The sequence below is a fragment of the Klebsiella sp. GG_Kp146 genome (genome assembly GCF_040061975.1).
Classification (GTDB): domain Bacteria; phylum Pseudomonadota; class Gammaproteobacteria; order Enterobacterales; family Enterobacteriaceae; genus Klebsiella; species Klebsiella quasipneumoniae.
This window is the reverse complement of record NZ_JBEAHA010000013.1, coordinates 323,250-337,616: the sequence shown is the minus strand read 5'-3', so window position 1 is coordinate 337,616 and position 14,367 is coordinate 323,250. Positions and strand designations below refer to the sequence as shown.

The 14,367-nt window shown below is 59.0% G+C and carries 12 protein-coding genes; 7 read left to right on the top strand and 5 right to left on the bottom strand.

What is annotated here, in order from left to right; translation table 11 throughout:
• Positions 1-42: 42 nt before the first annotated feature.
• The 3 genes from glnD (at position 43) to ABLU95_RS16025 (ending at position 4,055) form a co-directional block, all read left to right on the top strand.
• Positions 43-2,706 (top strand): bifunctional uridylyltransferase/uridylyl-removing protein GlnD, encoded by a 2,664-nt coding sequence (gene glnD / locus ABLU95_RS16035; RefSeq protein ID WP_087776504.1) that lies wholly within the window; start codon positions 43-45, stop codon positions 2,704-2,706.
• A gap of 30 nt (positions 2,707-2,736) precedes the next feature.
• On the top strand, positions 2,737-3,561 hold the full coding sequence (dapD, locus tag ABLU95_RS16030; RefSeq protein WP_002889295.1) for a 2,3,4,5-tetrahydropyridine-2,6-dicarboxylate N-succinyltransferase: 825 nt from the start codon (positions 2,737-2,739) through the stop codon (positions 3,559-3,561).
• A gap of 107 nt (positions 3,562-3,668) precedes the next feature.
• A complete protein-coding gene (locus tag ABLU95_RS16025; protein ID WP_002889292.1) occupies positions 3,669-4,055 on the top strand; it encodes a DUF3461 family protein in 387 nt (128 codons plus the stop codon).
• Positions 4,056-4,174: 119 nt separating this feature from the next.
• Here the strand turns inward: ABLU95_RS16025 and cdaR are convergent, their stop codons facing one another.
• From cdaR to dgt, 3 genes are all read right to left on the bottom strand, one after another.
• The gene (gene cdaR / locus ABLU95_RS16020; protein WP_023292043.1) at positions 4,175-5,332 is read right to left on the bottom strand and encodes a DNA-binding transcriptional regulator CdaR; all 1,158 of its coding nucleotides are present in this window, start codon (positions 5,330-5,332) and stop codon (positions 4,175-4,177) included.
• A 166-nt stretch (positions 5,333-5,498) separates the two neighbouring features.
• Positions 5,499-6,932 (bottom strand): serine endoprotease DegP, encoded by a 1,434-nt coding sequence (gene degP / locus ABLU95_RS16015; protein ID WP_023292042.1) that lies wholly within the window; start codon positions 6,930-6,932, stop codon positions 5,499-5,501.
• 134 nt (positions 6,933-7,066) lie between these two features.
• Positions 7,067-8,581, bottom strand: coding sequence for a dGTPase (gene dgt, locus ABLU95_RS16010; RefSeq protein WP_087776506.1), 1,515 nt, complete (start codon positions 8,579-8,581; stop codon positions 7,067-7,069).
• Between the two features lie 83 nt (positions 8,582-8,664).
• Between dgt and mtnN the strand changes: the two genes are divergently transcribed.
• The 3 genes from mtnN to ABLU95_RS15995 are packed head-to-tail and all read left to right on the top strand — an operon-like array spanning position 8,665 to position 10,819.
• Positions 8,665-9,363, top strand: coding sequence for a 5'-methylthioadenosine/S-adenosylhomocysteine nucleosidase (gene mtnN, locus ABLU95_RS16005; RefSeq protein ID WP_023292040.1), 699 nt, complete (start codon positions 8,665-8,667; stop codon positions 9,361-9,363).
• Complete coding sequence (gene btuF, locus ABLU95_RS16000) at positions 9,356-10,156, top strand: vitamin B12 ABC transporter substrate-binding protein BtuF (RefSeq protein WP_023292039.1); 801 nt, start codon at positions 9,356-9,358, stop codon at positions 10,154-10,156. Before mtnN ends, btuF begins: the two co-directional genes overlap by 8 nt.
• 36 nt (positions 10,157-10,192) lie before the next feature.
• The gene (locus tag ABLU95_RS15995; protein ID WP_023292038.1) at positions 10,193-10,819 is read left to right on the top strand and encodes a TRIC cation channel family protein; all 627 of its coding nucleotides are present in this window, start codon (positions 10,193-10,195) and stop codon (positions 10,817-10,819) included.
• A gap of 82 nt (positions 10,820-10,901) precedes the next feature.
• Here ABLU95_RS15995 and erpA read toward each other — a convergent pair whose 3' ends face one another.
• Both erpA and clcA read right to left on the bottom strand, forming a co-directional pair.
• Positions 10,902-11,246 carry an iron-sulfur cluster insertion protein ErpA gene (erpA, locus tag ABLU95_RS15990; RefSeq protein WP_002889275.1) on the bottom strand — a complete coding sequence of 115 codons (345 nt, stop codon included), beginning with the start codon at positions 11,244-11,246 and terminating at the stop codon, positions 10,902-10,904.
• Between the two features lie 81 nt (positions 11,247-11,327).
• Positions 11,328-12,746 carry a H(+)/Cl(-) exchange transporter ClcA gene (clcA, locus tag ABLU95_RS15985; RefSeq protein ID WP_348879932.1) on the bottom strand — a complete coding sequence of 473 codons (1,419 nt, stop codon included), beginning with the start codon at positions 12,744-12,746 and terminating at the stop codon, positions 11,328-11,330.
• Between the two features lie 180 nt (positions 12,747-12,926).
• On the opposite strand from clcA, the gene hemL reads away from it, so the two are divergent.
• Positions 12,927-14,207, top strand: coding sequence for a glutamate-1-semialdehyde 2,1-aminomutase (gene hemL / locus ABLU95_RS15980; RefSeq protein WP_017900647.1), 1,281 nt, complete (start codon positions 12,927-12,929; stop codon positions 14,205-14,207).
• The last annotated feature ends 160 nt before the right edge of the window (positions 14,208-14,367 follow it).

The window sequence follows — 14,367 nt, the reverse complement described above, 5'->3', positions numbered from 1 at the left end:
CGCCGGCTTTTTTATTAGATAGTTTTTTCTTATGGTGACGCGATGAGCAACTCATTACCTGACACAGCCTCCCCCCTTCTGCCCATCCCGCCGGAACCTCCGGTGAGCTGGCCGCAGGGCGATCTGAACTGTGCTGCAATTAAGGCGCACATCGATACCTTTCAGCACTGGCTGGGCGAGGCGTTTGACGCCGGTATCGCCGCGGAGCAGCTCATTGCGGCGCGCACCGAATTTATCGACCAGCTGCTGCAGCGGTTGTGGATCGCCTGCGGCTTTGAATCCGTCTGCGACCTGGCGCTGGTGGCTGTCGGCGGCTATGGCCGCGGCGAGCTGCATCCGCTCTCTGACGTCGATCTGCTGATCCTCAGCCGCAAAAAGCTGCCGGACGACCAGGCGCAAAAGGTCGGCGAACTGCTGACGCTGCTGTGGGACGTCAAACTGGAGGTAGGCCACAGCGTGCGCACTCTCGAAGAGTGTCTGCTGGAAGGGCTTTCGGATCTCACCGTCGCCACCAACTTAATCGAATCGCGCCTGCTGATCGGCGACGTCGCGCTGTTCCTTGAACTGCAAAAACATATTTTTAGCGACGGCTTCTGGCCATCAGAAAAGTTCTTCGCCGCGAAAGTCGAAGAGCAGAACGTCCGTCATCAGCGCTATCACGGCACCAGCTATAACCTCGAGCCGGACGTGAAAAGCAGCCCCGGCGGCCTGCGCGATATCCATACGCTACAGTGGGTGGCTCGCCGCCATTTCGGCGCCACCTCGATGGATGAGATGGTCGGCTTCGGCTTTCTGACCGAGGCCGAGCGCAATGAGCTCAACGAGTGTCTGCACCAGCTGTGGCGTATCCGCTTCGCGCTGCATCTCGAACTCACTCGCTATGACAACCGCCTGCTTTTCGACCGCCAGCTCAGCGTCGCCCGGCGGCTCGGCTATGAAGGCGACGGCAACCAGCCGATTGAGCATATGATGAAGGACTTCTTCCGCGTCACCCGCCGGGTAAGCGAGCTGAACCAGATGCTGCTGCAGCTGTTTGAAGAGGCCATCCTCGCCCTGACCGAGGATGAAAAACCGCGCCCGATCGATGATGATTTCCAGCTGCGCGGCACGCTGATCGATCTGCGTGACGATACGCTGTTTATTCGCGAGCCGCAGGCCATTCTGCGCATGTTTTATATCATGGTGCGCAACAGCACCATCACCGGCATCTACTCCACGACGTTGCGCCATCTGCGCCACGCCCGCCGCCATCTGACCCAGCCGCTGTGCTATATCCCGGAGGCGCGCACGCTCTTTCTCAGCATGCTGCGCCATCAGGGGGCAGTGAGTCGCGGACTGCTGCCGATGCATCGTCACAGCGTGCTGTGGGCCTATATGCCGCAGTGGTCCCATATCGTCGGCCAGATGCAGTTCGACCTGTTTCACGCCTACACCGTCGATGAACACACCATCCGCGTGATGCTCAAGCTGGAGAGCTTTGCTAAAGAAGAGACCCGTAGCCGCCACCCGCTGTGCGTGGAACTGTGGCCGCGCTTAACGCACCCGGAGCTGATTTTAATCGCCGCCCTGTTCCACGACATCGCCAAAGGGCGCGGCGGCGACCACTCGATCCTCGGCGCACAGGATGTGCTGAAATTTGCCGAACTGCACGGGCTGAACTCCCGTGAAACGCAGCTGGTCGCCTGGCTGGTGCGTCACCACCTGCTGATGTCGGTCACCGCCCAGCGGCGCGATATTCAGGATCCGGAGGTGATTAAGCAGTTCGCCGAGGAGGTGCAAACGGAAAATCGCCTGCGCTATCTGGTGTGCCTGACCGTCGCCGATATCTGCGCCACCAACGAAACCCTGTGGAACAGCTGGAAGCAGAGCCTGCTGCGCGAACTCTATTTCGCCACTGAAAAACAGCTGCGTCGCGGCATGCAAAGCACCCCGGACATGCGCGAACGGGTGCGTCATCATCAGCTGCAGGCGCTGGCCCTGCTGCGGATGGACAATATTAATGAAGAGGCGCTGCATCAAATCTGGAACCGCTGCCGCGCCAACTATTTCGTACGACATACGCCGACGCAGCTCGCCTGGCACGCCCGCAACCTGCTGCGCCACGATCTGAATAAGCCGATGATCCTCCTGAGCTCGCAGGCCACTCGCGGCGGAACGGAGATTTTTATCTGGAGCCCGGATCGCCCTTACCTGTTCGCCGCGGTGTGTGGCGAACTGGACCGTCGCAACCTCAGCGTCCACGACGCGCAGATCTTCACCACCCGCGACGGCATGGCGATGGATACCTTTATCGTCCTTGAGCCTGACGGCAGTCCGCTGTCCGCCGACCGCCACGAGGCGATCCGCCAGGGTCTGGAACAGACCATCACCCAGCGCAGTTGGGAGCCCCCGGCGCCCCGTCGTCAGGCGGCAAAGCTGCGTCATTTTTCGGTTGACACCGAGGTGAATTTCCTGCCGACCCATACCGATCGCAAATCGTTTCTCGAGCTGATTGCCCTTGACCAGCCCGGGCTGCTCGCCCGCGTCGGTCAGGTGTTCGCCGACCTCGGAATTTCGCTTCACGGGGCGCGAATTACGACAATTGGTGAGCGAGTAGAAGATTTATTTATAATCGCTACCGCCGACCGGCGTGCCCTTAATAATGAGCTGCAACAAGAAGTGCAACAACGGTTGACAGCGGCCCTCAATCCAAACGATAAAGGGTGACGTATTTTTTTTAGTGAATGGAAAGAAACAATGCAGCAGTTACAGAACGTTATTGAGTCCGCCTTTGAGCGTCGCGCCGACATCACGCCGGCCAATGTGGATACCGTGACCCGCGAAGCGGTTAACCAGGTTATTGCCCTTCTGGATTCCGGCGCGCTGCGCGTCGCTGAGAAGATCGACGGTCAGTGGGTGACGCATCAGTGGCTGAAGAAGGCGGTACTGCTCTCTTTCCGTATTAACGATAACCAGGTTATCGATGGTGCGGAAAGCCGCTACTTCGATAAAGTACCGATGAAATTCGCTGACTATGACGAAGCGCGTTTCCAGAAAGAAGGTTTCCGCGTGGTGCCGCCGGCAGCGGTGCGCCAGGGCGCGTTTATCGCCCGCAACACCGTGCTGATGCCGTCCTACGTTAACATCGGCGCCTACGTTGACGAAGGCACCATGGTTGACACCTGGGCCACCGTCGGCTCCTGCGCGCAGATCGGTAAAAACGTTCACCTGTCCGGCGGCGTCGGCATCGGTGGCGTACTGGAGCCGCTGCAGGCGAACCCGACCATCATCGAAGACAACTGCTTCATCGGCGCGCGCTCTGAAGTAGTTGAAGGGGTGATTGTCGAAGAAGGCTCCGTGATCTCCATGGGCGTTTACCTGGGTCAGAGCACCAAAATCTACGATCGAGAAACCGGCGAAGTCTTCTACGGCCGCGTGCCGGCTGGCTCGGTAGTGGTGTCAGGCAACCTGCCGTCGAAAGATGGTAAATACAGTCTGTACTGCGCAGTGATCGTGAAGAAAGTCGATGCTAAAACTCGCGGCAAGGTCGGCATTAACGAACTGCTGCGCACCATCGACTAAAGCAAATAAAAAGCGGGAGATATCCCGCTTTTTTGATATTTGATGCTGGCGAGAATGGATTTTTTCGTTAATTATTCAATGGTTATGATGCTATCAAAGGTACCGTTATGTACGATAATCTGAAAAGTCTTGGCATTACCAACCCTGATGAGATCGATCGCTATAGCCTGCGGCAGGAAGCTAACAACGACATTCTGAAAATCTATTTTCAGAAAGACAAAGGCGAATTCTTCGCCAAGAGCGTGAAGTTCAAATATCCGCGTCAGCGCAAAACCGTCGTCGCCGACGGCGTCGGCCAGGGCTACAAAGAGGTCCAGGAGATCAGCCCCAATCTGCGCTACGTCATCGATGAGCTGGATCAGATCTGCCAGCGCGATCGCACTGAAATCGATCTCAAGCGTAAAATCCTCGACGATTTACGCCATCTGGAAAGCGTGGTCACCAATAAGATCAGCGAAATCGAAGCCGATCTGGAAAAGCTCACCCGTAAGTAAGCGCATCCCCGGCGGCGCGTCGCCTGACCGGGCTGGCGGTATCAAACCGCTACCGACAGCATGCATCGTCCAGGCCGGGTATGGCGAGTCGCTACCCGGCATTTTTTTACCTTCACGCCTTAGCGTTGTTCATCCAGCTGCAGCGCGATATACAGCAGCAGCCGGTCGTCAAAGCTGCCAAGATCCAGCCCCGTCAGCTCCGAAATACGATTCAACCGGTACTCCAGCGTATTCCGATGAATAAACAGGGCCTTCGACGTCGCCAGCGGCTGCACATTATGGCGAAACCACGCCTGCAGCGTTCGCCGCAGCAGTCCGTTGTTATCCATCGCCTTGAGACGCGCCAGCGGACGAGCCAACTCATTGGCCTGCCAGCCGCCGCGCAGGCTGTCAAGCAGCACCGGCAGCATCAAATCCTGATAGAAATAGCAGCGGCTCTCCGGCATCCGCTGCTTGCCCACCATCATCGTCGTGCGAGCGGTACGGTAAGAGCGGGCGATACTCCCGGGGCCGGTGAAGAAGTTGCCCAACGCCACGCGGAAACGGAGCTGGCCATTCTCTTTCATCCTGGCGATAAGCTGCTCGACGCGCCGGACGTGATCGTCGGCGTCCCAGCGGCCAAAGCTGTTCAGCGCCGGTTTCAGCACCACCATTTCCGTGAGCGAGACAATGGCCACGAGATTATGGCGATCGGGCGTGGTCAGCGCGTTCTGCAGCTGCTGTAGTTCCGCCATCGCGCTGTCTACGCCGAGCTGGCCGCTGTCCACCTCAATCATCGCCACCACGCGCGGCTGATTCAGGTCGATGCCTAATCGCTGAGCCCATTCGTTCAGCGCCGGGGTATGCTCTTCCGCCTGAATCAGGTTCATCACCAGCTCTTCGCGCAGACGGCTGTCCTGCGCCAGGAGATGCATCAGTCGCGACTGCTCCAGCATCATCTCTGCCGTCATGCACACCAGCTCGCCATATTTTCGCAGCGACTCCGGCTCGCCGGTCAGGCCGATCACCCCGACGATCTCCCCCTCCAGGCGCAGCGGCAGGTTAATGCCCTGGCGCACCCCGTGCAGATGGCGAGCCACCGCGTCGTCGATATCCACCACCCTCCCCTGGGAAAGCACCAGCAGCGCGCCTTCGTGCAATTCACCAATCCTTTCCCGATCGCCGCTGCCGATAATCCGCCCGCGGGCATCCATCACGTTGATGTTGGTATCGATGATGCGCATCGTCCGCGCCACAATATCCTGCGCCATTTTGGTATCGAGATGCCAGCCAGCCATGTAATCCTCCCCTTTGCAGGGCACCAGCATAAAAGAGTCGTCGCCCTGCTGCATTGTGCATATGCCCGAAGCCCGGATGAGATATGTGGAGTTGTGGAAGCGGTCACAGAACGAAAAAAAGCCCCTGCCCTCGGCGAGGGAAGGGGCTGGGATCAAGCGCTGACGATTACTGCAGCAGCAGGTAGATGGAGGCGTCGCCGCGCTGAATGTTCAGCGCCAGCACGGACGGTTTGGCGTCGAAGATTTTCCGCAGATCGGCGATGTTTTTCACCGGCTGCTGGTTGGCCCCGACAATGATGTCGCCTTTCTTGAGGCCAATCTGCGCCGCCGGGGTGCCGGCTTTCACATTATTGACCACCACGCCTTTGTCCTGACCCTTGTTGCTCATTTCCGCCCCTTCAATCCCGTTGAAGATGGTGCTGGAGTCAACCTGGGTCTGGTTGCTCTGCTGCAGTTCGACGGTGACGGTCACCGGTTTGCCATCGCGCAGCAGGCCAAGCTCAACCTTGCTGCCGATAGGCATGGTGCCGACCTGAGCACGCAGCGCGGCGAAGCTGCTGATCGCCTTCCCGTTGAGGGAGGTGATCACGTCGCCGGCTTTAATGCCCGCTTTCGCGGCCGCCGACCCCGGCATCACCTGGCTGACGAAGGCGCCGCGCTGGGCGTCGACTTTCATCGCTTTCGCCAGCTCAGAGTTCAGTTCGGTGCCCATGATGCCGAGCTCGCCGCGTTTCACCTGGCCATATTTCACCATCTGTTCGGTCAGGTTTTTCACCATGTTGCTCGGGATAGCAAAACCGATACCGATGTTGCCGCCGTCCGGCGCCAGAATGGCGGTGTTGATGCCGATCAGCTCGCCGTTGAGATTCACCAGCGCGCCGCCGGAGTTCCCGCGGTTAATCGCCGCATCGGTCTGGATAAAGTTTTCGTAGTTTTCCACGTTCAGGCCGCTACGACCCAGCGCGGAAACAATCCCGGAGGTCACGGTTTCGCCCAGACCGAACGGGTTACCGATAGCCACGGTGTAGTCGCCGACGCGCAGCGCGTCAGAGTCGGCAAGCTTAATTGCCGTCAGGTTTTTCGGATCCTGAATCTGAATCAGCGCGATATCAGAGCGCGGGTCTTTACCCACGACTTTGGCATCAAACTTACGACCATCGCTCAGCTGGACCTTAATCGTGGTGGCGTTGTCCACGACGTGGTTGTTGGTCACCACATACCCTTTGGCCGCATCAATAATCACGCCGGAGCCCAGCGCCATGAATTTCTGCTGCTGGCCGCCGTCAGGCTGACCGCCCTGTCCGCCGCCCTGGCAAAACGGCGAACTCTGGAATGGAGAACCATCCTGGCAGAACGGCGAGTTATCGCCAAAGAACTGCTGGAAGTTACGCGGCATCCGTGGGGTATTAACGGTGGTGCTACCTTCAACGTTAATGCTCACCACCGACGGCATCACTTTCTCCAGCATCGGGGCCAGGCTTGGCATCTGCTGCGCGTTAGTGGCCGAAGATGCCGTTTCCGCCGCGCTCGCAGAGAGCGGGGACAATGCCAGACCTAAACTCAGAGCCAGTGCACTCATTGCTAACGTGGTTTTTTTCATCAGTTTCAATCTCAATATCAGAAAACGAAAGTTGCTGTGTACGTGACTATCAGAGTCATTTTATAGCGCTAAGTTCCGGAATTAAGTTTCTGGAAAAAGTAAAAATTTATTGTCCATCTTTACAAAACTCCAGCCTATTCCACCGCCATCAGTCGTCGATATTCATCCCACGCATATAAATCCGTCATCCCGCTGATATAATCCTGAATCAGACGGCAGCGATAATAGTATTCCATCAGCGCAAATTCAGGCGCTGTGCGCGCGAGCTTATTTACCGCTTCCACATAGGCCAGCCGGTGGCGGGTTGAAAGTTTCTGATACAGCCGGGAGGCAATGGGTAAACGCCGTACCCGCTCCTGCGCCACTAATTCGCTGAAATCCTGCAGTGATAATTTCAGCAGCGGCTGATAGATATCCAGCAGGCCGCTGATCACCCGGTAGCCCTGCAATTCCAGCTGCTCGACATCCGGATGGCTAAACACCTGTTTCATCGCCACATTTTTATAAAGCTCCAGCAGCTGACTGCAATCGCTGTCGTCCTCGAGCAGCGCATGATTAAAGTCACCCGTAAAGATGGCCGGCAGGTTGTCAATAAATCGGCGCGCCGCGTAGGGCACCAGCTTATTCAGCGTGTTCACCCGCAAATACATAAAAAACTGATCTTCCGCGCTCTGCTTCAGGGAATTGGCTCGTGATTTCTCCCAGGCATTTTCCACCACCTGCGAGAATAACGATCCTTTTTCATGGCTGCCCCAGGCGTCGTAAAGATGCTGATAAAGCTGCTCAGCGCTGAAAATACGTTTTTCCACCGCGTCCTCGAGATCCGCGACGCAATATGAGATGTCATCCGCGGCTTCCATAATCCAGGTTAATGGGAACCGATTGTAAGGCGCCAGATCCAGTTCTTTACGCAGGCGCGCCACATACTCCTCTTCGGCTAAATAGTAGCCAGGCTTCTTCATTAAATAACTGTGGCTGGCTGGCGTCGCCTCGGACCACCACGCCGGACGAGTATATTTCAGAATACAGCCGACCTGCGCCCAGGTCAGATTCATGCGCATCAGCGTATGGACCAGACGAATGCCCTGGGCGTTGCCCTCAAAGCAACAGAGATCCTGGCGCACTTTGCGGCGCAGCGCGTTAAGCGACGTTTCCCCCTCCTGCAGGCGTAATGCCTGCACTTCACAGCGATCGTCGGTCAGCGGCTGCCCGAGCGCATCGCCGGGCGCCAGACGCTGGCGGAACCAGTCGTTAATCGCCGCCTCGCCAAAATGGCCAAACGGCGGGTTGCCGATATCGTGCATCAGGCAGGCCATCTCCACGACGCTCTCGAATGGCCCGGTCAGCTCTTCCAGGCCATACTCTTCCAGCAGCCTCTGCTCTTTCAGCCGGCTCAGTACCTCTTTGGCGATGTAACGCCCCACCTGCTGCACCTCCAGCGAGTGGGTCAGACGGGTACGCACCGCCGCGTTGCGCTCCAGCGGGAAGACCTGAGTTTTTTGCTGTAAGCGACGGATGGCCGGCGAGTTGACGATCCGTCCCCGATCGCTTTCGAAGATCCGCAGGATGTCGCGCTCCGTCTCGACACGCGGCGGCGAACGGAAGCGTCGACGCCAGTTTATCTTGTTGCGAAAATCAATCTTTGCCATAGCCTCTCCCGCGCGAGCAATACGCTTCCCCTTAAGCGCATGATAGACTATGCAACTAAACCTGACACATCGCGAGTAAATCTATGAAAATTGGCATTATTGGCGCTATGGAAGAGGAAGTTACCCTTCTGCGCGACAAAATCGAAAACCGCCAGACTATCACTATTGGCGGGAGCGAAATCTATACCGGCCAACTTCACGGCGTTGACGTCGCGCTGCTGAAGTCTGGTATCGGGAAAGTGGCGGCGGCGATGGGCGCGACCCTGCTGCTGGAGCGTTGCCAGCCTGACGTGATCATTAATACCGGCTCTGCCGGCGGCCTGGCGTCGACGCTGAAGGTCGGCGATATCGTCGTCTCCGATGAAGCGCGCTACCACGACGCCGACGTCACCGCCTTCGGTTATGAGTACGGCCAGCTGCCTGGCTGCCCGGCGGGCTTTAAAGCGGACGAAAAACTGGTGGCCGCCGCGGAGAGCTGCATTAACGCGTTAGATCTCAATGCCGTTCGCGGCCTGATCGTCAGCGGCGATGCCTTCATTAACGGCTCTGTCGGTCTGGCGAAGATCCGCCATAATTTCCCGCAGGCGATCGCTGTGGAAATGGAAGCGACCGCTATCGCTCACGTTTGCCATAACTTTAAGGTTCCCTTCGTGGTGGTTCGCGCCATCTCCGATGTGGCCGACCAGCAGTCTCACCTCAGCTTTGAGGAGTTCCTTGCGGTCGCCGCCCGACAGTCCACCCTGATGGTGGAGAATCTGGTCCAGAACCTGGCACGTGGCTAAGTCGCTCTCCTTCGCGCTTGCCGCGCTGCTGTTACTCGCCCCGGCGTGGCTGCTGGCCGCGCCGCGGGTGATCACCCTCTCCCCCGCCAATACCGAACTGGCCTTTGCCGCCGGGATCACGCCGGTCGGCGTCAGTAGCTATTCCGATTATCCGCCGCAGGCCAAAACGATTGAGCAGGTTGCCAGCTGGCAGGGGATGAACCTGGAGCGCATCGTAGCGTTAAAGCCAGACCTGGTGCTGGCCTGGCGCGGCGGTAATGCCGAACGTCAGGTTAACCAGCTGCAGTCCCTGGGGATCCACGTCCTCTGGGTGCAGACTTCGACCATCGAAGAGATCATCGCCACCCTGCGTCAACTGGCGAAGTGGAGCCCGCAGCCGGAAAAAGCGCAGCAGGCGGCGCAGGCGATGCAGCAGGAATACGATGCGCTGAAAGCGCGCTATGCCAGCGCGCCGAAGAAACGCGTCTTCCTGCAGTTCGGTTCCGCCCCGCTGTTCACCAGCGGCCCCGGCTCGATTCAGGATCAGGTGCTGAGGCTGTGCGGCGGCGAGAATATCTTTGCCGCCAGCCGTGTTCCCTGGCCGCAGGTGAGCCGCGAACAGGTGCTGGCCCGTCAGCCGCAGGCGATTGTGGTGACCGGCGACGCCAGCCGCATCGCCGAGGCGCAGCGCTTTTGGCAACATCAGCTCACCATTTCGTTGATTGCGTTACACAGCGACTGGTTTGAACGCGCAAGCCCACGTATTATCCTCGCCGCCAAACAACTTTGTGCGGCGCTCGACCAGGTAAAATAACCATCCGGTAAAGCGGATGTTCAGTGGGAATCAACGATGCTTGTCTATTGGCTGGATATTATTGGCACGGCCGTTTTCGCGATCTCCGGCGTTCTGCTGGCCGGAAAATTACGCATGGACCCGTTTGGCGTGCTGGTGTTAGGCGTGGTGACGGCGGTGGGCGGCGGAACCATCCGCGACATGGCGCTGGCGAATGGCCCGGTATTCTGGGTCAAAGATCCCACCGATCTGGTGGTGGCGATGGTCACCAGCATGCTGACCATCCTGCTGGTCCGCCAGCCGCGCCGGCTGCCGAAATGGATCCTGCCGGTGCTCGACGCCGTCGGTTTAGCGGTGTTTGTCGGCATCGGCGTCAATAAAGCCTTTCTCGCCGGCAGCGGCCCGCTGGTAGCGGTATGCATGGGGGTGGTGACCGGCGTTGGCGGCGGGATAATCCGCGACGTGCTGGCGCGCGAAATTCCTATGATTCTGCGCACCGAGATCTACGCCACCGCCTGTATTGTCGGCGGCATTGTCCACGCCACCGCGCACGACACCTTCCATCTCCCGCTGGAGAATTCGGCGATGATGGGGATGGTGGTGACCCTGGCGATCCGGCTGGCGGCGATCCGCTGGCACCTGAAGCTGCCGACATTTGCCCTGGACGATAACGGACGTTCATAAAAGCAAAACGGTAACCCTGAGGTTACCGTTTTTAGCGTTGGCGCCCTCTCGCTGCGAGAAAAAGCCCCCTGCCGCGCTCGCTTTAAACGCTGAACGAGGACCCGCAGCCGCAGGTGCTTTTCGCGTTCGGGTTGGTCACGATAAAGCGTGAACCTTCCAGCCCTTCGGTATAGTCGACAGAGCCGCCGACCAGGTACTGCAGGCTCATCGGGTCAACCACCAGGCCGACACCCTGTTTCTCAATGGTCATATCCCCTTCGTTCACCTGATCGTCGAAGGTGAAGCCATACTGGAAACCGCTGCAACCGCCGCCGGTGATATACACGCGCAGTTTCAGGTTCGGATTATCTTCATCCGCAATCAGGTGTTTTACTTTATTGGCTGCGGCTTCGGTAAACTCCAGCGGCAACGCTACGTCATCACTCATTTTTTGCTCCCATTGATACTTCCGGCCGGTTAAAGAATAACCGGACCTTTTGAGCCATTATCTAATACCCTGGTAAATCGTTCAAGTTTTCTCCCGGGGTGCCTGCTGCGCTTTTGCCGCCTGCTCGGCCTCCTGCTTCGCCAGAGTACGTTGCAGAATGGTCGAATACAAAGGCTTACCGCCGAGGAATTGCGCCAGTAGTGTTGCGCCAAGGCAGGTAATAATCATTGGCAAAATGAGCTGATAGTTATCGGTCATCTCCAGCACCAGCACAATCCCGGTCAGCGGCGCGCGCACCGAGGCGGCGAGCAGCGCCCCCATGCCGGCGATGGCGAAGGTGCCGGCATCGAGATGGTAGGACGGAAACAGCGGAATAGCCGCCATGCCGAACGCCGTGCCCAGCAGCGTGCCGAGCGCCAGCATCGGGGCGAAAATGCCGCCCGGCGCGCCGGAAGAGAAGCAGATCAGCGTGGTCACCACGCGGGCAATAAAGATAAACAGCAGCAAACCGACGGAGAAGTTACCGGCGGCGGCGATGGGGATCAGGTTAAAGCCGCCCCCCACCGCGGAGGGCTGCATCAACCCCAGCAGGCCGCAAAGCCCGCCGATGACCCCGCCAATTAACACCCATTTTTTGATGTTGCCGCCGTGAATGCGCTGGAACAGATCCTGGGTGCGTAGCACCAGAAAATTAAACAGCGGGCCAAAGCAGCCAAACAGCATCCCCAGCACCAGGTACAGCCACAGGGTATTCACCGGGGCATTGCTCAGCTTTCCCACCTCTATAATTGCCGCCTCGCCGTTGAAAATGCGAAACACAATGCTCGACATGATCACGCCGGTAAAAACCGCTTTAATGGAGATCAGGTTGTAGCGGAACTGCGGGCGCATCTCTTCGATGATAAACAGGATACCGGCCAGCGGCGCGTTAAAGGCCGCTGAGAGCCCCGACGCCGCACCGGTCGCCAGCAGCGTGTGCCGCGCTTCCGGACTGCGCATGCGGAAAATATCCAGCACCATGCGTCCAATGTTGCCGCCAAGCTGCACCATCGGCCCCTCGCGTCCCAGCACCATTCCGGCGCCCAGGGTCCCCATGCCGCCGATGAATTTCACCGGCAGCACGCGCCACCAGCGCACCGGCCGCAGCTCCTCCAGCGCCCCTTCGATTTCCGGGATCCCCGATCCGCCAGCCTCCGGCGCAAAGCGGCGCACGAGGAAATAGCCGACCATCGCCAGCAGCGCCGACAAGATAAACGCCAGCGGCCAGACCAGATACCAGTGGTCCGCCACCTGCGCCAGCGCGCCGATCCGCTGGTTCTGCACCCAGTTCACGCTCTTTTCAAACGCCACGCCCACCAGCCCGGCCAGCGTGCCGACCACCGCCGCCATAAACAGCACCGCCAGCGGCGTTTTATCGCGCTGAATCAACCGGCGCACCGCATCGCCGCGACGCACCCGCACGAACTGATGTGCTTCAAAAGAGGGAGTTTCTGCTTTCATGCCATTATCAATTATTGGTAATACAAATGAAGAGAGAGGCATTTTAGCCGCCCCGGCGCGCTGCGTCGTCAAAAAAATGCCCTTGCGGCACATTGTTTCAATTGGGCAAAACTTTCATAACCATCCTGGAATAACTTAGAATAGCCGATAAAACATTTTTCACGAACCAGGACCCTGGCCATGAGCAAATCTGAAAATCTGTACCACGCTGCGCGGGAACTGATCCCCGGCGGCGTTAACTCGCCGGTCCGCGCCTTCACCGGCGTCGGCGGCACCCCGCTGTTTATCGAACGCGCGGATGGCGCTTACCTCTATGACGTGGATGGGAAAGCCTATATCGATTATGTCGGCTCCTGGGGTCCGATGGTGCTGGGCCACAACCATCCGGCGATCCGCAACGCGGTGATCGAGGCGGCGTCCCGCGGCCTGAGCTTTGGCGCGCCGACCGAAATGGAAGTAAAAATGGCGGCGCTGGTGACCGAGCTGGTGCCGACCATGGATATGGTGCGCATGGTGAACTCCGGTACCGAAGCCACCATGAGCGCGATTCGCCTGGCGCGCGGTTTCACCGGCCGCGACAAGATCATCAAGTTCGAAGGCTGCTACCACGGCCATGCCGACTGCCTGCTGGTGAAAGCCGGTTCCGGCGCGCTGACCCTCGGCCAGCCGAACTCGCCGGGCGTGCCGGCTGATTTCGCCAAACATACCCTGACCTGCACCTATAACGACCTCGCCTCCGTGCGCGCGGCGTTCGAGCAGTATCCGCAGGATATCGCCTGCATCATCGTCGAGCCGGTCGCCGGGAATATGAACTGCATTCCGCCGCAGCCGGAGTTCCTGCCGGGCCTGCGCGCGCTGTGCGACGAATTTGGCGCCCTGCTGATCATCGACGAAGTGATGACCGGCTTCCGCGTGGCGCTGGCGGGCGCGCAGGCTTATTACGGCGTGGAGCCGGATCTGACCTGTCTCGGGAAAATCATCGGCGGCGGGATGCCGGTAGGCGCCTTCGGCGGCCGTCGCGAGGTGATGGACGCGCTGGCGCCCACCGGTCCGGTCTACCAGGCCGGAACCCTCTCCGGTAACCCGATCGCCATGGCCGCCGGCTTCGCCTGCTTAAGCGAAGTGGCGCAGCCGGGCGTGCATGAAACCCTCACCGAGCTGACCAACCAGCTGGCGCAAGGCCTGCTGGATGCGGCGCGTGACGCCGGGATCCCGCTGGTGGTCAATAACGTCGGCGGCATGTTCGGCATCTTCTTTACCGATGCCGAAACCGTCACCTGCTATCAGGACGTGGTGAAGTGCGACGTCGAACGCTTCAAGCGCTTCTTCCATCTGATGCTGGAGGAAGGCGTGTACCTGGCGCCGTCAGCGTTTGAGGCCGGCTTTATGTCCGTCGCCCACAGCGAGGAAGATATCGACAATACCATCGACGCCGCGCGCCGGGTATTTGCCAAACTGTAAGCTCCCTGCATGCCGGGTGGCGCTCCGCTTACCCGGCCTACCATACTCGCCATGGCACGGACCGCAGGTCGGGTAAGGCGTTAGCCGCCACCCGACAAAAAACGGCACCGTCCGGTAGCCCGGATAAGGCGCAATGCGTCGCTATCCGGGTGCTTTCGCG